This window comes from Planococcus versutus, assembly GCF_001186155.3.
GTDB classification, from domain to species: Bacteria; Bacillota; Bacilli; order Bacillales_A; family Planococcaceae; genus Planococcus; species Planococcus versutus.
Genome location: NZ_CP016540.2, coordinates 1,340,223 through 1,362,981, shown reverse-complemented (window position 1 = coordinate 1,362,981; position 22,759 = coordinate 1,340,223). Strand labels below are relative to the sequence as shown.

General features: G+C 39.5%; 18 protein-coding genes and 1 other annotated feature. Of the genes, 5 read left to right on the top strand and 13 right to left on the bottom strand.

Translation table 11 applies throughout. From position 1 onward, the window contains the following. Positions 1–13: 13 nt before the first annotated feature. Both I858_RS06895 and I858_RS06890 read right to left on the bottom strand, forming a co-directional pair. A complete protein-coding gene (locus tag I858_RS06895; RefSeq protein WP_065524226.1) occupies positions 14–1,492 on the bottom strand; it encodes a VanW family protein in 1,479 nt (492 codons plus the stop codon). Continuing rightward, a complete protein-coding gene (locus I858_RS06890) occupies positions 1,485–1,883 on the bottom strand; it encodes a hypothetical protein (protein ID WP_065524227.1) in 399 nt (132 codons plus the stop codon). The genes I858_RS06895 and I858_RS06890 overlap by 8 nt, the downstream gene beginning before the upstream one ends. A gap of 314 nt (positions 1,884–2,197) precedes the next feature. On the opposite strand from I858_RS06890, the gene I858_RS06885 reads away from it, so the two are divergent. From I858_RS06885 to I858_RS06875, 3 genes are read left to right on the top strand one after another with little or no spacing between them, the layout of a single operon-like run. After that, the gene (locus I858_RS06885; protein WP_065524886.1) at positions 2,198–2,614 is read left to right on the top strand and encodes a type IV pilus modification PilV family protein; all 417 of its coding nucleotides are present in this window, start codon (positions 2,198–2,200) and stop codon (positions 2,612–2,614) included. Further along, positions 2,607–3,152: a PulJ/GspJ family protein gene (locus I858_RS06880; protein WP_065524228.1), complete on the top strand. Its 546-nt coding sequence runs from the start codon at positions 2,607–2,609 to the stop codon at positions 3,150–3,152. Before I858_RS06885 ends, I858_RS06880 begins: the two co-directional genes overlap by 8 nt. Continuing rightward, positions 3,149–5,032 carry a hypothetical protein gene (locus tag I858_RS06875; RefSeq protein WP_065524229.1) on the top strand — a complete coding sequence of 628 codons (1,884 nt, stop codon included), beginning with the start codon at positions 3,149–3,151 and terminating at the stop codon, positions 5,030–5,032. The genes I858_RS06880 and I858_RS06875 overlap by 4 nt, the downstream gene beginning before the upstream one ends. 46 nt (positions 5,033–5,078) lie before the next feature. Here I858_RS06875 and I858_RS06870 read toward each other — a convergent pair whose 3' ends face one another. After that, the gene (locus tag I858_RS06870; RefSeq protein ID WP_065524230.1) at positions 5,079–6,782 is read right to left on the bottom strand and encodes a sensor domain-containing diguanylate cyclase; all 1,704 of its coding nucleotides are present in this window, start codon (positions 6,780–6,782) and stop codon (positions 5,079–5,081) included. A 40-nt stretch (positions 6,783–6,822) separates the two neighbouring features. Further along, positions 6,823–8,010, bottom strand: a complete 1,188-nt coding sequence (locus I858_RS06865) for a bifunctional folylpolyglutamate synthase/dihydrofolate synthase (protein ID WP_065524231.1) — start codon at positions 8,008–8,010, stop codon at positions 6,823–6,825. Between the two features lie 71 nt (positions 8,011–8,081). Between I858_RS06865 and I858_RS06860 the strand changes: the two genes are divergently transcribed. Together I858_RS06860 and I858_RS06855 are read left to right on the top strand one after the other, a co-directional pair. Continuing rightward, the gene (locus tag I858_RS06860; RefSeq protein WP_065524232.1) at positions 8,082–8,945 is read left to right on the top strand and encodes an ATP-grasp domain-containing protein; all 864 of its coding nucleotides are present in this window, start codon (positions 8,082–8,084) and stop codon (positions 8,943–8,945) included. Beyond that, positions 8,942–9,739 carry an ATP-grasp domain-containing protein gene (locus I858_RS06855; RefSeq protein ID WP_065524233.1) on the top strand — a complete coding sequence of 266 codons (798 nt, stop codon included), beginning with the start codon at positions 8,942–8,944 and terminating at the stop codon, positions 9,737–9,739. The genes I858_RS06860 and I858_RS06855 overlap by 4 nt, the downstream gene beginning before the upstream one ends. A 42-nt stretch (positions 9,740–9,781) precedes the next feature. Here I858_RS06855 and I858_RS06850 read toward each other — a convergent pair whose 3' ends face one another. From I858_RS06850 to lon, 9 genes are all read right to left on the bottom strand, one after another. Next, positions 9,782–12,415: a valine--tRNA ligase gene (locus I858_RS06850; protein ID WP_065524234.1), complete on the bottom strand. Its 2,634-nt coding sequence runs from the start codon at positions 12,413–12,415 to the stop codon at positions 9,782–9,784. Between the two features lie 50 nt (positions 12,416–12,465). Next, positions 12,466–12,687, bottom strand: a binding site (T-box leader). Positions 12,688–13,103: 416 nt separating this feature from the next. Next, positions 13,104–14,390, bottom strand: a complete 1,287-nt coding sequence (hemL, locus tag I858_RS06845; RefSeq protein ID WP_065524235.1) for a glutamate-1-semialdehyde 2,1-aminomutase — start codon at positions 14,388–14,390, stop codon at positions 13,104–13,106. After that, positions 14,387–15,370 carry a porphobilinogen synthase gene (gene hemB, locus I858_RS06840; protein ID WP_065524236.1) on the bottom strand — a complete coding sequence of 328 codons (984 nt, stop codon included), beginning with the start codon at positions 15,368–15,370 and terminating at the stop codon, positions 14,387–14,389. Before hemB ends, hemL begins: the two co-directional genes overlap by 4 nt. Further along, positions 15,367–16,068, bottom strand: a complete 702-nt coding sequence (locus tag I858_RS06835) for a uroporphyrinogen-III synthase (RefSeq protein WP_065524237.1) — start codon at positions 16,066–16,068, stop codon at positions 15,367–15,369. The genes hemB and I858_RS06835 overlap by 4 nt, the downstream gene beginning before the upstream one ends. After that, positions 16,061–16,990, bottom strand: coding sequence for a hydroxymethylbilane synthase (gene hemC / locus I858_RS06830; RefSeq protein WP_065524238.1), 930 nt, complete (start codon positions 16,988–16,990; stop codon positions 16,061–16,063). Before hemC ends, I858_RS06835 begins: the two co-directional genes overlap by 8 nt. Positions 16,991–17,007: 17 nt before the next feature. Continuing rightward, positions 17,008–17,838 carry a cytochrome C assembly family protein gene (locus I858_RS06825; protein WP_065524239.1) on the bottom strand — a complete coding sequence of 277 codons (831 nt, stop codon included), beginning with the start codon at positions 17,836–17,838 and terminating at the stop codon, positions 17,008–17,010. 84 nt (positions 17,839–17,922) lie between these two features. Further along, positions 17,923–19,296, bottom strand: coding sequence for a glutamyl-tRNA reductase (gene hemA, locus I858_RS06820; protein ID WP_065524240.1), 1,374 nt, complete (start codon positions 19,294–19,296; stop codon positions 17,923–17,925). A 255-nt stretch (positions 19,297–19,551) separates the two neighbouring features. After that, positions 19,552–20,133 (bottom strand): ribosome biogenesis GTP-binding protein YihA/YsxC, encoded by a 582-nt coding sequence (gene yihA / locus I858_RS06815; protein ID WP_065524241.1) that lies wholly within the window; start codon positions 20,131–20,133, stop codon positions 19,552–19,554. After that, positions 20,130–22,457, bottom strand: a complete 2,328-nt coding sequence (gene lon / locus I858_RS06810) for an endopeptidase La (protein WP_065524242.1) — start codon at positions 22,455–22,457, stop codon at positions 20,130–20,132. The genes yihA and lon overlap by 4 nt, the downstream gene beginning before the upstream one ends. Between the last annotated feature and the right edge of the window lie 302 nt (positions 22,458–22,759).

Below are 22,759 nucleotides of genomic sequence, written 5' to 3'. Positions count from 1 at the left end.
TCCTCACCACCGATTAAGGGTTTACTAAATTTCCACCCTTATCGTATACCGGTTCTCCTGATCCAGAATCTTTGTCTGAACTAGATGTTGAACCATCCGTTTCTTTATCTGTCGAACTATTTGATTTATCTTTAGTTGTTTCAGTTTTTTCGGTTTTTTCGGTTTTTTCAGTTTTTGAATCTGTTGATTCTTTTCCATCTTCAGCCTTTTGTCCCGATCCTGATCCCGAACTAACACCGTTGTTGTCACTTGTAGAATCTGTTGGTGTTTCGCTGTCTTCTTCTGTCGGTTTTCCGTCTTCTGTCTCTTCTAGAGATTCGTCAGAGCCCGTTTCCGGAATGACTTCTGCAGGAGGAGCTGTCAATGGATAAAGTTCCACTCGGTCAATTGGCGGATAAAAATCTGTTGAAATAGATTCAACTTCTAATTCTTCTTCTTCATCCATAATAGAACGCGTTACTTCGACACGAACTCCTTTACTGCCTTCTTCTTCAACTTTTTTCCCACTTGTGATAAATGCACTGTATTGCTTGATCAGTCGCGGATTTACGGTTTCATTGCCACCAGTTAATACCGCATACTCATATACAAACGGAAAACCGTATAATGACGCAGTCAACGAACTTCCTGAAGAAGCTGCATTTAAAACAAACGAGCTAGCATTGGGGTTAGAAAAAACCAAGTCGATGCCAAGTGCACGATTAATCGTTGCTTCTTGACCTACAGCAATTTTTTTGGGAACTTGTGTTCCGATGGTGCGTTTTTCTATTTTGAAGTTTGTTTTGAGTACCACAGAATAAATAGTTGAAGCAATTTCAGTAAGTTCAGCATCTGTTACTCCAATAGGTTCTATTTCAGCAATCACTTCTAAAAAAGAAAATGTCTCACCAGGAGCAATTTGAAGTCCATTAATAGCTTCAACGATCGCTGCCACTTCTTCACTAGTCGACAACTCCGGAAAAATCATTTCAGAAACATTTTCACGATCCACCACAAGTGAATCATCGCTGATCGCGACATGTGTTTTTTCTAAACCTGCTTGAAGTGCTTGTTCTAGTTTGTTCGTCAGTTTTTGCACTTCAGATTCAGAAAATTCTACTCCTGTAAAATTTTCAGTGAAAAAACGTTCAGTGGTTTTGTCTTGAAGATCATATACAAAACTATTCTGTACACCCGACTGAGCTTGTTCAGCGGTTTCTTCTAACAAAATTTCTGCATTGTCTAATGGATAACTAGCTGTTGCATCTTGATAGGTTACGAGTAGTTCAGACGATTGTCGCCAGTTTTCAGTGGTTCCTGAAAATTGCTCCATAGCTGCAGCTATTTCCATGTTGGAAACTTCCGTTGTGCCAATATATGTATGATCACCAAATTTAGTAGTTGGGAACAGCCATTTGTCTACAGCTGCAGCTCCTACATTGGCAACGCCAAAAAATAATAATCCTGCCACTAATATGGTTAGAAACGTTTTTCCAAATACTTGATTATTCAACCTTTTGTTCCTCCCTGACTCTTGCGATTGTCTGCATACCACTCGTTCCATCACCTATCGGTTCATGAACGGGCTTTTTTACAACTGCTGTTTGTTTAGCTGAAATTTTGCTTTTTCTATTTTTGTGTTCTTGAAGAATTTGCTGTCTTTTTAGTTGGTTGGTTTCTTGAACTTTTGCATAAACCAGCGCGCCCAATAACGAGATCGCAACAATGGCCGCGATTGACAGATAAACCGACAAGGCTCCCTGCATAAAAAGACCAACAAAAGCCGCAAATGCGCCTCCTCCGATCAACGTCATTATTTTCATCCGATTCACACTCGTTGTTAAAAAGTAGAAAGCCAACATTGCACTCGCTACAAAAATTATAAAGATAAAAATCCGCACCATTTAAACTCCTCCTGTAAAGTTAATGCACATAATATAATATTCAAAATTGAAGATTCCTTTCAATTTGTAAATTAAAGTAATAATATAGGTTAAAGTATCTTATCTGATATAGCTATAATACAAGATAAATGGTATAAATAATAGCGAATAATAAAAATAGTTATTAATACTTATTTACTACTTAACGTATAATTTTTTCCAAAGTCAGCTAGTCAGGATACAAAGAAAATGGTATATATAACGAGAAGCTTAACTTTCCATGAAAATTACTACTACTATTTACATAAGCGGGTGAAAATTTGACAAAATTTTATATGAAGAACGATAGAGGTTTTACACTAGTAGAGGTTCTGGCTTCACTGGTTATTCTGTCCATCGTATTGATGAGTTTTACAGCTGTCTTCGCGAATACCAATCGGTTAGCGGTATCGAATAGTGAGAAGTTAGTCGTTATTAATTTGGCTGATGCTTATTTGGAGCGAGTGAAAGTTCAACCAGGTGAGTTTATTATTTACAAAGAAGTGAAACAGCCCTGTACAAGCCCTCAGAAGGATTGGCAAGAAAAAGATTCTTTTATTTATGAGATGAATGGAAAATCTTATCAGATTAAGATAAGTCCGACCCAGAATGCAACTGAATGTAACCTCTCTCTATTAAATGTTGTTGTCCAAGTTACTGCAGTTAACTCTAAGCTATCAAGCGCAGTGGAAGGATACGTTGCAGATGAATAAAATAATCAATGTCTTCAAAAATGATCATGGTGTTACTTTAGTAGAGCTTATGGCTACATTAGTCATTGTTAGTATTATAGGGATTCTATCTTATACAGTTCTATTTCAAGGCTATTCAAATTACCAGCGAATCCAAGTAGAAACACAATTACGTGATGAAGCCGATTTGATTATGGCTAGTATGATTAAAGATTTATTCATCTTAAAAGACGGTCAGATTGAAGTAGAAAATTTTTGTACTAACAATAAAAAAACCTCATTATTAAATGTAATGAAATCAGGAAAATTTGTTAAAACTGGCTTTGAAGGCGAAAATGTATTAGTGAACGGTAACGTAATAAATTTTTACAATCAAAACGTCAAAATTATTCCAACAGATTGTTCAAGTAATTCACCTACCTCTATTACTAAAAATGACACTGAAGCTGAATACACGATAGTTTTTACTTTAAAACTAAACAAAGGAAATAAAGAACACAGAATGAAATTCGAAAACACCGTACAGGTAATTGCTAATTCTAAGGAGGACGCAGGATGAAAAGGTATTTAAGTGACAACCAAGAAGGGTATTCATTGTTACTGACTTTAATAATTATTGTTCTATTTTCGATTTTAGGAGTAAGTTTAATAGCTATGTCTTTTAACGGCACAACTAAAAATGAGATAAGAGAAGATATCGTCCAGTCTTCAGATTTAGCTAGTAAAGGTATCGAACATGCTAATGCTCAAATTACCAAGGAATTAAATGAAGCCGTAACAGCTAGTGGCATTTCAGCAGTTGAATATGTAAATAAATTAAATAGTGTAGTAGATAAATACAAATGTTCTGGCAACAAATCAATTACTGGACAAGCTACATCCGGAGCAGGAACCAATTATACAGTTTGTATTTTTAAATCAGTAGATGATTCAGAGAGCATGATGACAATAAATTCAACTCAAAAATATTTGCGAAAAATCATCACTTTTAAAAGTACGGGTATCTCTGGTGATAAATCAAACATACTTTATGCGAAATACAATATTGGTTCAACACAGTATCCTGAAGTATTAAACTATGCAGTAGGTGCTTATAAAGTAAAAGATAAAAGTGATACAACTAGATTCCCTCCTATACCTGGAGAAGGTAATCTGTATTTAAATGGTGGAGTGACCATAAAAGGTGATTTGAAAGTAGATAATGATCTCATTGTTTCAAAACGAGGGATTTGGAAAAGTGGTTCAACTGCAATTTCAGAAGAAAGTTTATACCCAGAAATTTCTGGAGTCGATTCAAGAAATAATTCTAAACTTTTTTTAGGCGGTAACTTATATCATTTCACACATCCTGCTCGCACAAAAGAAAATTGGAACTATAAATTTACTTATGATGATTATATAGATGGAAAAGATATAGGAAATACAAGTTATTATTCCAAGTATACAGATGATACAAAACTTTTTTTTAATGAAATTAAACCCAAAAGAGTTAATCAATTTGTTGATATAAAACCTATTGATTTCACTTCTAAAAAAGTAGCCATTTACTTTGATAGTAATAATTTAAATAGCTATAAAAATAAATTAAATGACTTTAAATTTTCGAATATTGTTTCTTCATCAGATGTTTATTTAGCTACTACTTATGTAACTAATGAAAAAGTAGATTCAAAATGTAAAAAAAATTGCGAGATGAAAGTAGCTTATAAATATGATAATGATTATGTGCTAAGTGGCACAAATATATTTGGTAAACCTGATATTAAAAATTCTGGAAAGTTCGCTACTTCAGGTAATTTATCAATTTCTGCAGAATCCACCACCTTTAACAACGGAGCTTATGTCGGAGGAAATTTAAATATTACTGGCAATACCGCTATAAAAGGCATAATCTATGTAAAAGGTAATTTAACTATAACTAATGCAAATTTAGACAGCGATGCGATTTTCTATGTTGATGGAACAGTAACGATTACAAAATCAGTAATTGCAGGAATAGTTTATAAAGATGCAAGTAATGAGCCTAAGAAGAACAGAATTGGATCTTTGATCATTTTTTCTAAAGGAGATATTAAGTTATCGAATAACTCAGAATACCAAAGCACAGCTAGTGATTTTAAGGCTTATTTTTATAGTGAAAAAACCATGGAGCTGTACGGTGTTGGGTCAAATATTATAATAAATGGTGGAATATCAGCTCGTAAGATTATATTAAATGCAGTTAGAGGCGATACACAACCAGGACGATCATGTTTTTTTTGCAATTCTTCGTTAGATGTAGATAATATAAGTGATCAAAAAAAGAAAGATTCTAGACTACAAATAATTTATAACCCAGAAATTATTAGGACTTATTCTGAATTAGATATCGATGAAGAACCTTGGATTAACAATATCTCACCTCCTATTGAATTAGAAAGAAGCTACAATTCACCTTAATCAAAATAAAAGTCCAAGTTCAAATTGAACTTGGACTTTTTATTCTTTATTTCACATATGCTGCAACTTTGTTCCGACCTGCTTGCTTCGCTCCAATATACAACGCCCTGTCCGCATTCCGGATCAGTGCCATGCCTTCGTCACTATCGTCAGGTGCAGTTGATACGCCGATACTCATCGTGATATGAATGACTTGTTGCTGGCGGTCTTCTGCAAGGTCGTTTTCAATTAAGAAGTCGTATTTCTCGATACGCTTGCGGAGATTTTCAGCGAGCAGCATGGCCCGTTCTTTGCTGTAGTTTTGAAGCAGTACGACAAATTCTTCACCGCCGTAGCGTGCGATGGTTCCTTCAGTTCCAATTTCTGCTCTAAGTATATCTGCAAGCTGAACCAAGATGTCATTTCCGCTTTGGTGTCCGTAGCGATCGTTGACGCTCTTGAAATAATCAATGTCCATCATTACGAGTGACAACTGATCTAGCCTACCTGCTTTCATTTCGTCGATACAACTTTCTAGACTTTCGTCTAAATAACGATAATTGTACAATTTAGTTAATCCGCAACGTTCGCTTTTGTTGATGATTTTTTGCATATAGCCTGCTTTTTCAACTGATACTGCAAAATACGTGCTGAGGATTTCTAAAATTTGCAGTTGATGCTTTACGAAAGCGTATTTCTTTTTTGATGCTAATAAAAGAACGCCTTCGATTTTGTTGTTACGCGCAATCGGTGTAGCCATAATGCTTTGAACATCTTCTGGCAATTTTCCGATTTTGAGGTCTTTCCACTGTTTTTTATTGTCGTATATATATGAGTCACCTGTCGTAATAACTTTTCCGACAATGCCTTGATTGTAAGAAAACGGAGCGATTTCACGTGGCTGCAATTGATTGTTCTCGTAAATGCGAAGTATTTGTTGTTGTTCATCTCGGTAATCGATGATGTACGCGTATTCGACTTTGAACATATCGGCCACTTTGACCACAAATTGATCAAGTACTTCTTCTATTTCTAAACGATCTGCAAGGTCATGTCCGATCAAGCCCGCTTTTTTTAAATCACTATTAATCTGTTCTGAGTTATTGTACATTTTCATCACTGCCGTCATTGTAAAAAACGGAACCCCGAGTAACACGAGCGCTGCCATTCCAATATAGGCTTCAAACAAATACAGTGCAATGGCGTAAGGGAATATCACAAACATCAAACCAAAATCCCAAATCGCATCTAAGGATAGGAATTTACTATGTTCGCCGATGGAATAATCGTATAAATAGTAAATTATTTGGTTAACAAGTACCGATACCACTTGGAAAATCAGACCAAAAACAAGTACATTTGATAAATCTAGTGAATTGAATTCTCCACCTGCTAGCATATAGGTTAGACCTGCAATGAGCGACACGAAAAAAAACATAAGCGAATTAAACGGAATTCTCAACGATTGCTCTTCGTTTGTGCGACTTCTATACAAGACGATAAACATTGCTAATTGAGTTATTAAAATTTCAACAAAGATTCCATATTTCAAGAATACTGCGACTGTGACCCATTGCACCAAAAATGTCGAAGCTCCATTAATATTCATAGGCATAAAACTCATGAGTATAAAAAACAATGTATAAGCTACCAAATTCCACGGCTCCATTATGACTGGTGGAAAGAAGTTATAGATGGTCAATAAGCCTGCAGGAACAATGAGTAGCCACAAACTCCACAGAACAACTTTACGTTTTTTATGATTTTCCATAACATCTTTCCTTTCATACACCTCAAAAATCAATTTGTGTTTAGACTCGATAAAGACTAAAAAACAACTTTTCCGCATCATTTAGTAGCGTTAACAGGTAAAGAGAACCAGTGACTATAGTCACTTCCTCTTTATTATATACAGGTAATATATCATACGATTTTAGAATTGTCTTCCTTTTACTTCTATTTTCTGAAAATAATATTTTTGATGACAATGCTCGGTCATCATCAAAGTCAACAAATGTAAAATGATCGCTTATCGTTTCTAACTGACGCAACACGTTTTTATAGTCTTTTCCTTTCAAAATTCCCATAACAATATGAACAGGGCGATCTGGAAAAGTTTCTTGCACAGTTTTAACAAGTGCTTCCGCACCTGCCTGATTATGTGCTCCGTCAAAAATAACACCAGGAAAGATTTCTTCAAATCGATAAGCAAGCGTAGCAGAAGATAAAGCGTTTAAAGATTTTTCTTCATCAAATTCTTTGCTTATTAACTCTTTAGCAGCTTCAAGTGCTAACGTAGCGTTTCCAAGTTGATGAGATCCTTTTAATTTTAATGGCACGGTTAGTTGTTTTTTTGGTTGAATGACTTCAGCGTGAAGGTTATCCGCCGTTTGCTGAACGAGTTTCAAAGCTTCTTCTGGCAAGTTGCCAATGACGACAGGCTTCCATTTTTTTATAATCCCTGCTTTATGCCAAGCGATTTTTTCTATGGTTTCTCCTAAGAAATTGGTATGATCAATAGAGATCGACGGGATAATAGCAATTTCTGAATCGATGACGTTTGTGCTGTCAAGCGCTCCTCCCATCCCTGCTTCAATAAGGATAAAGTCAAGTGCATGATTTTCAAAAACGATAAATGCAACCAGCGTTAATAGTTCAAAATCGGTTACTGGTGTTTGTAAACAACTCAATTGTTTCATAACTACATTTAGTTCCTGTGAGCTAATGGGTTTTCCATCGACTTGAATTTGATCATGGAGGTCTTCAATACACGGAGAGTAAAAAGTACCCACACGATAACCGTGTGCTCGCAAAATTGCTGACAAAAAAGTTGCTGTAGATCCTTTGCCATTTGTTCCGGCTAAGTGAATAAACTTTCCAACTTTATGCGGATTTCCAAACTCTTCGAGCGCTGCTGTAATCGCTTCAAGTCCCGGATGAATTGCTGAATCTGTATGTATGTTCCATTTGCTTTTATAATGCTCAAGTCCGATTATCATTAGTAGCCTCATTTCTTTAGTAAACATGATACAATTTTTAAGTATGATATTAGCACGAAGGTGGAGTGAATATGACGAGTTGTTGGGTTATTTACAACGGAAGCTTAGTTTCCGATAAGTTTGCAGATCAAGCTCGTCTTGTTGCAGGTGCAGCAGAACGAGCTGGTATCACTGTAAAAATTATGAAAAATTATGAAACTATAATGGATTTATCAGTCAACTTAAGTATACCCGATTTTGCTGTATTATTGGATAAAGATATTTTACTTGGCTATTTTTTAAAAAGCAGAGGTGTACCCGTTTACAACGATCCTGCTGTTATCGACTTATGTGACAACAAAGCCACACAATATGTTCAATTGGCTGCACAAAACTTGCCGATGCCGCGAACCATCGTTGCCCCTAAAGTATATCCGAGCTTTTCCATCAAAGATTCTGGTTATTTCGAAAAAGTGATTGATCGTTTAACATTGCCCATGATTATAAAAGAAGGTCACGGCTCTTTCGGCATGAAAGTGTATTTAATTGAAACAAAAGCGCAATTTTATGAAAAAGTGGAAAGTTTACGAGGAGTGGATTTTGTCTTTCAAGAATTTATTGAAACGAGTCGCGGTCGTGACATTCGCGTCAATATTGTGGGTGGTAAAATTGTGGCCGCGATGTATCGTCATTCCGAAACGGATTTCCGTGCCAATATTACAAATGGCGGTGTGGCATCCCCCATCACTTTAACTTCATCACAACAGCAATTAGCTTTAACCGCTGCTCATGCAGTAGGCGCTATATTTGCAGGTGTGGATTTACTGTTTGGCGAAAACGATGAGCCTTTAGTTTGTGAAGTGAACGCCGCTGCGCATATCCGCAATATTTTGAATGTCACGGGCATTAATGTCGCCGATGCCATGATTGCTTATATACTGGAGGACTTGTCATGAAACTTTTGTATGAAACACAAGACGCTATACGCAACCACGGATTTATCGATGATTTGCAACGCGTTGGTGATTTCGAAGTGGTGTCTTGGGACGATTGGAGCGACGAAGGTTTGGTTTTGCTTGCAGAGCGCTTAGCCGGTGATGTCGTTGTTTTCCGTGCACGCCGCCCTCAAGCCGCTCGTTTTTTGGAAGATCAAGGCATTCACTTAGTTAACCGCGCTGAAGTCAATCGCATTGCGAACGATAAATGGCAAAGCTTTAAGTTGTTTCTGCTGCTCGGAGTTGCGACCGTTCCAAGTTATCGCCAAGTCCCACACTATCCTTGTGTCGCTAAAACAACAACAGGTCATGGCGGTGAGGAAGTATGGTTGCTCGAGTCGGCTGATGACTTGCCCAAGACGAAAAATCCACTTGTTTTCCAGCCTGTTATTTCGCACGTAGCAGACGTCCGTGCTTATATAATCGGTACGGAAGTCGTCGGCGCGGTAAAACGCAGTGCTACTGATTCCTTTAAAGCCAACTACTCACTTGGTGCTACCATTGAAAAACATGTCTTAACAGCGGCGCAACAAAAAGACGTCGTGCGCATTGCCCGTGCGTTAAAGAGCGATTATATTGGCATCGACTTTTTACTGCTCGAGGATGGCCAGCATGTATTTAATGAAATTGAAGATCCAGTGGGAGCTCGTTCGTTTTATCAAACGCATGAAGAAAACATCGCAGAGTTGTTGGTGAATCATCTACACAAATTAGAAAAAAATGCTCCTTTCCGTCGAGAAGATCGACCACACTAAACCAAAAACCGCTTTCCCAATTGGGAAAGCGGTTTTTTCGTTTTACAAGTTTTTTAGTTCTTCGATACGTTTTTCAACCGTTGCGTGTTTTTCTAGGTAATCCGCTTGTTTCGCACGTTCTTCAGCAACTACAGCTTCGGGTGCTTTTGAAACAAAACGTTCATTGGACAATTTACTACTCACCAGTTTTACTTCTTTTGCCCATTTTTCCAGTTCTTTGTTGAGTCGAGCAAGTTCTGCATCAATGTCAATCAAGCCTTCAAGTGGCATGAACAATTCAGCACCTGACACTACTGCTGACATTGATTTTTCAGGAGCAACTAAGTTTTCGCCAATCGTTAACGTTTCTGGGTTACAGAACCGTTCGATGTATGCGGCGTTTGCTTCTAATACCGCATGCGTATTGGCGTCTTTTGCAGAAATCGTCAATGGCACTTTTTTGCTCATTGGCGATTGTACTTCTGCACGAATTGTACGAACTGAACGAATCACATCCATTAACAGCTTCATGCTAGAAGACTGGCTTTGGTTTGTTAATGAGTCATCTACTGTCGGCCACGCAGCAATCGTAATCGATTCGCCTTCATGTGGCAAGTTCTGCCAAATCTCTTCTGTAATAAACGGCATGAACGGATGCAATAAACGCATTGTGTTGTCTAATACATACGCGAGAACTGAACGCGTCATTTTCTTCGCGTTTTCATCTTCACCGTATAGTGGAAGTTTAGCCATTTCAATGTACCAGTCACAGAAATCATCCCAAATGAAATTATAAAGCGAACGTCCCACTTCACCAAATTCATAGCGTTCAGCAAGTTCAGTGACTTGTTCAATGGTTTCATTTAACCGTGTTAAAATCCATGAATCGGCCACTGACTTTTTGCCCGATAAGTCGATTTGGTCGTACGTCATGCCTTCCATGTTCATCAACGCAAAACGTGATGCGTTCCAGATTTTGTTGGCAAAGTTCCATACTGACTCTACTTTGTCATTTGAATAACGAAGATCTTGTCCTGGAGACGATGCTGTTGCTAGGAAGTAACGCAGCGAATCTGCTCCGTACTGTGAAATCACATCCATTGGATCGACACCGTTACCTAGTGACTTCGACATTTTGCGTCCTTCAGCATCGCGAACCAGTCCGTGAATCAAGACGTCTTTAAACGGTTTTTCACCCGTAAATTCGAGTGCTTGGAAAATCATACGCGATACCCAAAAGTTAATAATGTCATAGCCTGTCACTAATGCATCGGTTGGGTAGTAACGGCTAAGATCTTCGTTTTCTTCTGGCCAGCCAAGTGTTGAAAACGGCCACAAAGCAGATGAGAACCATGTGTCTAATACATCTTCGTCTTGCGTCCAGTTTTCAGCGTCAGCCGGTGCTTCATGACCTACATAAATTTCATTGGTTTCGTTATGGTACCAAGCTGGAATTTGATGTCCCCACCAAAGTTGACGAGAAATACACCAATCGCGAATATTTTCCATCCAGTGCAAATACGTTTTTTCAAAGCGATCTGGCACAAAATGAACGCCGTCGCCATTTTTTTGTGCTTCTACAGATGCTGCTGCAAGAGGTTGCATATCTACAAACCATTGTGTTGAGAGATAAGGTTCCACCACAGCACCGCTTCGCTCAGAGTGACCCACAGAGTGCATATGCTCTTCGATTTCAAACAACACATCCATGTCTTGTAAGTCTTTAACGATTTGCTTGCGACATTCAAAACGGTCAAGTCCTTCGTATTTCCCGGCGTTTTCGTTCATTGAACCATCTTCGTGCATTACGAGTACACGTTCTAAATTGTGTCGGTTGCCAATTTCAAAGTCATTCGGATCATGAGCTGGTGTGATTTTGACAGCACCACTGCCGAATTCTCTATCTACGTAATCGTCCGCTACAATTTCAATTTCGCGACCAATGATTGGCAAGATTACTTTTTTACCGATTAAATGCTGGTAACGTTCGTCTTTCGGGTGAACAGCCACAGCTGTATCGCCAAGCATTGTTTCGGGACGAGTTGTCGCAATTTCAATATGCCCACTGCCATCTGCAAGTGGATAACGCATATGATAAAACGCGCCTTTAACGTCTTTGTGAATTACTTCAATATCTGAAATGGCTGTTTTGGTATTCGGATCCCAGTTGATGATGTACTTGCCGCGGTAAATAAGTTTTTTCTCGTATAGTTTTACGAATACTTCACGTACTGCCTTTGACAAACCATCGTCCAACGTAAAACGCTCACGTGAATAATCAAGACCTAAGCCTAATTTCGCCCATTGCTCACGAATGTGACCTGCGTATTGATCTTTCCATTTCCACGATTCTTGAAGAAACGCTTCACGACCCAAGTCGTAGCGTGAACGGCCTTCTTCTTTCAGCTTGCCTTCCACTTTTGCTTGCGTTGCAATTCCGGCATGGTCCATTCCTGGAAGCCATAACGCATCAAAGCCTTGCATGCGTTTCATGCGTGTTAAAATGTCTTGCAAGGTTGTGTCCCACGCGTGCCCTAAGTGCAACCTGCCGGTAACGTTTGGTGGAGGAATCACAATAGTATAAGGTGTTTTGCCGCTTTCTGGTTTGGCTTCAAAGAATTTTTGTTCGACCCACCAATCGTAACGGCCTTTTTCAATCGATTGCGGATCGTACTTTGTGGACATTTGTTCAGTCATGGAAATTCCTCCTTTAATTTCTCGTAGAACGCAAAAAACTCCCGTCGTCTGTAAAGGACGAAGGAGTTTTTCGCGGTACCACCTTTATACACAGGTCTATGTGCAGACCCGGCTCTCAAGTTTCATAACGGATGTTCAGTCCGGTTCCCGCTACTCGTTTCACGGCAACTGCTCCGAGGTGACATTCAACTGGACGCACATAAAGACCTCTCACCCAATGGTCTTCTCTCTGAAATGTACGCACAATTTACTATCCTCATCAACGCATAAAATATCTAATTACTCTTATTGTACTCAATATCTAGTTTTAGCGTCAAGTTTATTTTCTGGTTGTGATGGTTAGTGTGGCTTTCTTATGTCGCTCGGGTCGCTTTGGGCATGGCTCTCGCAATAAGACCGGAAGTACACCGGTCTTATTGCTTCGCCTAGCCCCTGGTCGCGCCTCGCTTAGAGAATAGCGATTTGCTTGATGGTTTGTGTTTATAGTTAGTGTGGCTTTCTCATGTCGCTCGGGTCGCTTTGGGTATGGCTTAGACAATAGAACATCTACTGGTAGCCTAGTGTTTATAGTTAGTGATGCTTCTCATGTCGTTCTTTAAATGATTAGAATATTAATTGGTAGTAATTTTTTTACATGAAAAAAAGCTGAGACACCTGAAATTTTCAGATGCTTCAGCTTTTGGCTTTGTTAACGTGCCAATTTAGCAAATACCGTGTGGAATGCTTCTACAGTTTTTGCGATGTGCTCTTCTGTATGAGCAGTTGATAAGAACATGCCTTCAAACTGAGATGGTGGCAAGTAAATGCCTTCTGCTGCCATTAAGCGATAGTAATCTGCGAACAGCTCAAGGTCTGAAGTTTTGGCTGATTCGAAATCTACTACCTTTTCATTTGTAAAGAAAACACCGATCATTGAACCTGCACGGTTAACAGTATGCGGGATGTTGTATTTTATTGCAGCTTCACGGAAACCTTTTTCGAGTTGATCGCCGCGTTCAATAAATACATCGTAGCTTTCATTGGTTAAGCGAGACAACGTTTCAAAACCTGCGCGCATGGCAAGTGGATTCCCTGATAAAGTACCCGCTTGATATATTGAACCGCTCGGTGCAACTTGTTCCATAATTTCACGCTTGCCACCGAATGCACCGACTGGTAATCCCCCACCGATTACTTTGCCTAAACACGTCATATCCGGTGTTACACCATAATAGCCCTGTGCACAGTTATAGCCTACACGGAAACCGGTCATAACTTCATCAAAGATAAGAACCGTGCCGTTTTCATGCGTTAAATTGCGAAGCTCTGTTAAGAAACCGTCATTTGGTGGAACCACACCCATGTTTCCTGCAACGGGTTCTACAATAACTGCAGCTAGTTCATCACCAAACTCTTGGAACACCAATCGAACACTTTCAAGGTCATTGAAGGGAACAGTAATCGTGTTTTTAGCAATTGATGCTGGTACACCTGGTGAGTCTGGCAAGCCTAAAGTTGCAACGCCTGAACCCGCTTTGATCAACAAGCTGTCAGCATGGCCGTGGTAACAACCTTCAAACTTCAGGATTTTGTCTCGTCCTGTATAACCGCGTGCTACGCGTAATGCGCTCATCGTCGCTTCTGTTCCTGATGAAACCATGCGGACCATTTCAATTGATGGAACGCGTTCCATGACTAATTTCGCCATCGTGTTTTCAAGTTCAGTGGGTGCACCGAAAGATGTGCCTAGTGCCGCTGTTTCTTGAATCGCTTTTACAACATCTTCTTGTGCATGACCCAAAATAAGAGGGCCATAGGATAAGACATAATCAATATACGTATTGCCATCAACGTCTGTAAGGATTGCGCCACTTCCTGATTGCATAAAGATCGGATCCATATTAACTGATTTAAAAGCACGAACCGGGCTGTTAACGCCGCCTGGCATTAACGTTTTGGCTTCAGTAAATGCGGCTACTGATTTTTCGTATGTCATTTTTTCCCCTCCAACCAGCGTGCTGCGTCTTTCGCGTGATACGTCATGACGATATCCGCTCCTGCGCGTTTCATGCTCAATAATGTTTCTAACACAATTTTTTCTTCATTAATCCAGCCATTTGCTGCAGCTGCTTTGACCATGGCGTATTCACCTGATACGTTATAAGCAACAATTGGAATATCAAAATTATCACGTACTTCTCGAATAATGTCTAAGTAAGACAATGCCGGTTTTACAATCATGAAATCTGCGCCTTCTTGAATATCTGACGTTGCTTCACGTAAAGCTTCCATACGGTTTGCTGGGTCCATTTGGTAGGTTTTACGATCTCCAAATTGCGGTGTGCTATGAGCCGCTTCGCGGAAAGGTCCATAATAAGCAGATGAGTATTTTACGCCATACGACATAATCGGTGTGTTTTCAAAGCCTGCTTCGTCTAGTCCAGAACGAATCGCTGCGACAAATCCGTCCATCATATTTGATGGCGCAATAATATCTGCTCCCGCTTTTGCTTGAGACACTGCCGTACGCGTCAATAAGTCTAATGATTTGTCATTTAAAATCACACCGTCTTCGATGACGCCACAATGGCCATGGTCGGTATACTGACAAAGACAAGTGTCGGCAATAACGACCAATTCAGGATGACGGGTTTTTGCGAAACGGATTGCTTCTTGTGTAATGCCGTGATCGTGATAAGCTTGCGTTCCAACAGCATCTTTTTCATTTGGTACACCAAACAAAATCACTGATGGAATCCCAAGATCGACAACTTCATCAAGTTCAACCCCTAATTTATCCAGTGAAAATTGAAATACTCCGGGCATAGATGAAATTTCGTTTTTCACATTTTCTCCTTCAACAACAAAAATCGGATAAATAAAATCCTCTTTATGTAAGCTTGTTTCGCGAACCATTGAACGGAGATTAGCAGAACCACGCAAACGGCGGTGACGATTAAAATTCAATTTTTTCATTTAGACAAACTTCCTTTCGCTATTTCATTGATAACTTCAATATACGTATATTTTTTAGGCGTAAAATCGACTTTGCCGCCATGATCTACGATCGCTTGTTTTGTCACATGGCCAATCGCTGCAACTTGGATGTTTGACCAGTTTCCGCCTGCTTTTCGATAAGCTGATACAGCAGAAGGACTAGCAAAAAGAACAATGACATCAGTTAATTGGGTCACAGCTTTCGCGTTTTCGATATTCAACACTGTATCGTAAACCGTCCATTCATCCACTTGCATCGACATAGAAGAAATGGTGTTTTTCGCCATTTGCCCTTTAATGAACAAGCATTTCGCTACTCCAGAAACAGGTGGAAATTCTTCGATAAAATGATCCGCACTAAAAACTTTCGGGATAAAATCGACGTGATGTCCGTGTTTTTGTAAAACTGCAGCAGTTTGGTCACCTACTGCCGCTATTTTCGCTGATACGTTTTCGTTACATGCACAAAATACTTCAGCGCTTGTGCGACTAGTGAAAATTAGCCAGTCATAGCCCGTGAAATCCGGTTTTTCTGACTGGCGAACAGCAGTTTCAACAAGTGGCAAATATACGGTTTCCGCGCCATATGATTGTGCATGGGAAATCGCTTCTACTGGTTTTCTAGAACCGGTAAAAACGATTGTTTTTTCTTCAAGAAGTGGATTAGAACTAGACATCGCTTTCAGCTTTGACGCGTTGAATCAACTCATAGCCGCCTTGTGCACTAATTTTCTCAGCAACTACTCGTCCTGCTTCAATTGGATCGCGACTAATTGCCATTTCCTTAAACACTTGGTCTGCTTCTGGTGAAGAAATAAGTCCTGTAAACGTAATTTCACCTTTGTTTACTGTTGCATATCCAGCGATAGGTACTTGGCAACTGCCATCCATATCTTTAAGGAATTTACGTTCTGCGTTAACAGCTAAATACGTTTCTTCATGATTTAGTTTACCCAACTCCGCTATTAACTCGTTATCGTCTTCACGGCATTCAATTCCAAGTGCACCTTGTCCGATTGCGGGAAGGCAATCTTCGACTTCTAGAAATTCAGTCACTAAATCGTCTTTCCAGCCCATCCGCTTTAAACCTGATGCTGCTAACAGAATTGCATCAAAATCGCCTGCTTGTAATTTCGCAAGACGCGTATCAATGTTTCCGCGAATCCATTGAATATCCAAGTCTGGACGTATTAAAAGCAATTGTGAACTGCGGCGTAAACTACTTGTTCCAACTACTGCGCCTTTTGGCAAGTCCATTAACTTTACATGACCATTTGCAATATATGCATCGCGTGGATCTTCACGTTCAGGAATACAGCCGATTGCAAGTCCTTCAGGTAACGAAGATGGCATATCTTTCATGCTGTGAACAGCAAAGTCTATTTCACGGTCAAAAAGAGCTTGCTCAATTTCTTTAACAAACAGGCCTTTGCCGCCTATTTTCGAAAGCATAACATCCACAATGCGATCACCTTTTGTAACAATTTCTTTGATTTCAAATTCAAATGGTGCGTCTGCCGCTTTTAACTTTTCGATAAATTGCTTTGTTTGTGTCATCGCTAATTTACTTCTTCTCGAACCTACAATAATTTTTCTCAACTAAATCCTACCTCTCTTTAATACCAAAAATGAAATTCAGATAATCGGCTGCCTAAAAAGAAATTAATAAGCAACACTAAAAACATATACGTATGCGCCATTGCGTAATTCATCCCATTCAAGGAACCTTTACGGTGTCGCCAAAGAATCCATCCGTATAACACCAGCAAGATAAACGATCCCACAATCTTCATGTCAAACACTGAAAACTCCGACAGTGAAATAATCGCCCATTGCATACCTAAAACTAAAGAAACAAACAATAACGAAATACCGACTAAAATGGAAATTGTCATAAATTGCTGTGTTTGTCCAAGTGACGGCAAGTTTGCCCATTGCTTTGTCCATTTCTTTTTCTTGAGCATTCTATATAAAACCATGTGAAGTGTCGCAAACACAAAAGACAGCGAAAACGCCACATAGGATAGAATCGCAAAACTGACATGAATAAACAGCAGCTCTGATACTAACGCATCTCCAACAGGTGACCGTTCGATTTGTACGGGTGAAAACGTATGAATCGTCATAAAGATAAATCCAATGACATTGATGAAAAATACAACAAAGTCAAAGCGATAGAAAATCCTCAAAACGATCGACAACGTCACCAACAACCAGGCATAAAAATAAATACCTTCAAACAAAGTCAATATCGGGAATCGCTGCGTTTCAATGATATACAGTACTAAAAATACAGTTTGCATGACCCAAACTAAACCAAGCAAGCTCATTGCAATTCGACTGGCTTTTTTTTCTTTATATAAGTAATCGATAAAATAAAAAACAAGGCTGATAGCATATAGAATAACCATAGCTTCATGCAGCCTTGCCATTGTTAAATCAGCCATCCCATTCCCCTTCATCTCCATAATTAAAGACGTCCCGTCTCTACATTTTAACATATAGATTCGAAAACGCCTCTTTTAAAAAGCTTAAAATGAATAACCCGGAGTTTCAGTTGTAGAATTTTGAGCTTGAAGAACAGTTTTTTCTGTATTCTTTTGTGGAGCTTTAGACTGCTTCTCGATTTCTATTTCAACTTCATCTTCAATACCAAAGATTTGCATGAACAATTCAAGTTGTTCGCGAGACTTAGGCTTTCCGCCCATTTCTTTCGCTTGCAAAATCGGATCTTTCAACAATTGATTGATGATTGATTTTGTATGCTTGTTTAGCACTTTTTTCTCTCGCTCTGTTAAGTCTGGCATTTTGTTTTCAATACTCGCCATGGTCTCAGCTTGTATGCCCAGCGCTTTTTTGCGAAGCGCAGAAATTACCGGTACAACTCCAAGCGTTGTTAGCCAGTCGTTAAACTCGAGTGCTTCTTTATCAATCATTGTCATGATTTCACCAGCTGCGCGTTCACGTTCTGCTAAGTTCGCTTCTACAATGCCTTGCATGTCGTCAATGTCATACAAGAAAACGTTTGGCAAATCACCAATTCGTGGGTCCATATCACGCGGAACTGCGATATCTACCATAAACAATGGTTTGCCTTTACGAAGTTTTTCAACAAACTGCATCAATTCAAGATCAATGACAAAATCAGTCGAACCTGTAGACGAAATTAAAATATCTGCTTCTAGCAACGCACATTGCAATTGATTTAATGGTTTTGCGTTACCACCAAATTTATCTGCTAACAATTCAGCTTTTTCAAATGTCCGGTTGATGACTGTCACCCGGTCGGCTCCACTGCCTTGCAAGTTTTTAATCGCCAATTCGCCCATTTTTCCAGCACCTAAAATAACAACATGTTTGTTTTTAAGCGTACCAAAAATCTTCTTGCCAAGTTCAACAGCTGCATACGATACCGATACTGCATTCTCACCTATCGCTGTTTCAGAATGTGCGCGTTTCGCTAACGTCACAGCCTGCTTGAATAATTGATTGAATACTGTACCTGTCGTGCCATGCTCTTGTCCTGCAAGAAAACTATTTTTTACTTGGCCTAAAATTTGAGTTTCACCCAAAACCATAGAATCAATACCCGCGGTTACACGAAATAAATGCTCGATTGCTGCATCTTGTTCGTGAACAAATAAATACTGAGAAATGGCTTCTTTCGGCAATTCGAAATAATCAGCAAGAAATTGCTTCACGTAATATCTTCCTGTGTGAAGTTGATCTACAACTGCGTAAATTTCTGTCCGGTTACAAGTAGAAACAATCACGTTTTCCAATATACTTTTTTGTTGTTTTAACGCCTGCATCGCCTGTGGTAAGTCTGATTCGATAAATGACAACTTTTCACGAATTTCCACGGGTGCAGATCGGTAATTCACACCAACTACTAATGTGTGCATGGGTACAAAACACCTTTCACGTTCAATATTTCATCTCTATTCAGTATATCACTTTTGTGCTTTGTTAGAACTGCAAAATTGTGAACAAGACATGAATGTCATGCTTAATGATAATTATTATAATCTAATAGTATCAAACAGATTTAACGGTCACAAGTATAACGCTCTTAGTCGGAATTGGCTGTTAATAAGCGCGTGGATGAGTAAACTTTAGCGCATACAAAAAAAGCGTAACCCGCAGGTTACGCTTTCTGTTTACATTCTGTTTTCAATTTCCTGCCATGCTTCATCTCTGCCAAGTCCAGTTTCAGACGAGAAGATAATGAGCGGATCGGTTTTATCCATATCCAATGTTGTGCGAACAATTTTCTTATGCTTGTCCCATTTGCCTTTTGGAATTTTATCTGCTTTTGTGGCAATGATAATACATGGAATGTCAAAATGCTTCATGAATTCATACATCGCGATATCGTCTCTACTTGGCGGATGTCGCAAGTCAACAATTTGAATAACCGCTCGCAAAGGCTCACGGTTGGTAATGTACCGCTCGATCATTTTGCCCCATGCTTCCCGTTCTCCTTTTGAGACTTTGGCATAGCCATAGCCCGGTACATCGACATAAAACAATTGCTCTTCGATTTTATAAAAATTCAATGTTTGTGTCTTCCCCGGTTTTGACGAAATACGTGCCATGCTTTTACGGCCAATCATTTTGTTTATAAAAGAAGATTTACCCACATTGGATCTTCCAGCTAACGCAAATTCCGGCAAGCCGTCTTCTGGATATTGATCCGGTCGAACAGCACTAATAACTAACTCTACCTTATTAACCTTCATTCATTTACTCCTTCTAAAGCAATTTCCAAAGCCTCATCTGCTTGAGACACTAGTTTAAATGTCATTTCATTGCGGATTGTCTCTGGTATGTCTTCTAGGTCTCGCTCATTGTCAATCGGCAAAATGATGGTCTTTAATCCAGCACGATGGGCACTCAAGGTTTTTTCTTTAATTCCACCGATAGGTAAAACACGACCACGCAGTGTAATTTCGCCAGTCATGCCAACTTCACGACGAATTGGACGCTTCGTTAATGCAGAGACCAAAGCTGTCGCAATCGTAATCCCAGCAGAAGGTCCGTCTTTTGGAACAGCGCCTTCTGGCACGTGTATATGAATATCATGAGTTTCATTGAATTTTGGATCAATGCCGAGAGATTCTGCACGTGCACGAACAAATGACAATGCCGTTTGCGCCGACTCTTTCATCACATCTCCTAGTTTACCCGTCAACTGCAACTTGCCTTTACCTGCGGATAGCGAAACTTCTATTTGAAGAGTGTCCCCTCCAACAGTTGTGTATGCAAGTCCCGTCGCCACACCGATTTGGTTTTCGGTTTCAGCCATTCCGTAGCGGAATTTACGTTTTCCAAGATAAGCTTCTACTTCTTTTTCTCCGACAATTACTTGTTCTTTTTCTTTAGAAACAATTTGTTTTGTCACTTTTCGGCAAATCGAAGCAATTTGGCGTTCTAGCCCGCGGACACCTGCTTCGCGTGTGTAATAACGAACAATGCTGACAAACGCTTCATCTTTAAACGCTAACTGCTCTTTTGACAATCCGTGTTCTGATACTTGTTTTGGCGTTAAGTGGTTTTTCGCAATCATTTGTTTTTCGATTTCTGTGTATCCAGCAATTGTGATGACTTCCATACGGTCACGTAGAGGTCCGGGAATTGATCCCAAATCGTTTGCTGTCGCTACAAAAAGAACATTCGATAAATCATACGTTTCTTCAATATAATGATCGCTAAATGAATTGTTTTGTTCAGGATCTAACACTTCAAGCATTGCGGAAGACGGATCGCCACGGAAATCATTCGACATCTTATCAATTTCATCTAATAAAAAGACCGGATTGATCGTTCCACCTTTTTTCATGCCTTGAATGATTCGACCAGGCATTGCCCCCACATAAGTGCGACGGTGACCACGAATTTCAGATTCGTCACGAACCCCACCAAGCGATACACGAACAAAGTTACGATTGAGTGATTCAGCAATCGATTTAGCTAACGAGGTTTTACCAACACCTGGAGGTCCGACTAAACAAAGAATCGGGCCACGCAAAGAATTTGTCATTTGCTGAACGGCTAAATATTCCAAGACACGCTCTTTGACACTCTCTAATCCATCATGGTCACGGTTTAAAACAGCTTCTGCGTAGCTAATATCCAAACGATCTTCTGTTGATTTTGACCAAGGAATCGTTACTAACCATTCAATATAGTTGCGAATAATGCCACTTTCTGCAGCTGCAGATGGTAATTTCTCATAGCGGTCCAGCTCTTTCAAAGCAATTTTTTCAGTAGACTCTGGCATTTCAGCTTCTTCAATGCGTTTTTTCAAATCAACTACTTCAGCAGATTTCCCATCTTTATCGCCAAGTTCAGACTGAATCGCTTTCATTTGCTCACGCAAGTAAAATTCTTTTTGTGTGTTTTCCATAGCTTTTTTAACGCGAAGATTGATGCGTTTTTCAAGTTCAGCTACTTCTTGTTCACTGTGCAAACGTGTAATTAATAATTCTAATCGTTTGCTGATATCAAACGTTTCTAACACTTCTTGTTTTGTAGCCACTTTCATCGATAAGTGTGATGCGACCATGTCTGCTAGACGGCCAGGTTCTTCGATATCCGCTACAGTATTGTATGTTTCGTTGCTTACTTTTTTAGAATTTTTAGAGTGATGTTCAAAATGCTCTAATAGTAAACGCATTAAAGCATCTTGTTCAGCGTCTCTTTCTACTTCATCCGCAAAAGGCGTCACTTCAACCATCGTGAAATTATCTTGTTCTTCATAATTTTTTATTTGGCCACGTTCTAATCCTTCCACTAGTACACGAATCGTACCGTTTGGTAATTTCAACATTTGTTTTACATAAGCCAATGTTCCAGTTTTGTGAAGATCTGCTCGTTTGGGATCTTCAAGACTCATGTCTTTTTGTGTTGCTAAAAAGACCATGTTGTCATCGAGCATTGCTTGTTCTAATGCCGCAATAGATCGTTCACGGCCGACATCTATATGCAACACCATTGTTGGGAATACAAGAAGTCCACGCAATGGCAATAAAGGTACTTGTTTTGTTATTTTTTTCTTAGCCATGTAGAAAGTCACCTCCGGAAAATTTTTAACCATACTTTAGTTTACCTACACAACTAGGTGCTGTAGCTTTTCTTTGTCTAGCTTAAGCGACCAGCTCCTCGGGTCATAAGCCACTCTGCCTATGTGGCAAAAAACGCCACTTCGCCAGTTCGTCTTATGCCTATCGGAGCTAACCGGTCGCTTTCGCTTTTCTTTGTCTAGCTTAAGCGACCAGCTCCTCGGGTCATAAGCCACTCTGCCTATGTGGCAAAAAACGCCACTTCGCCAGTTCGTCTTATGCCTATCGGAGCTAACCGGTCGCT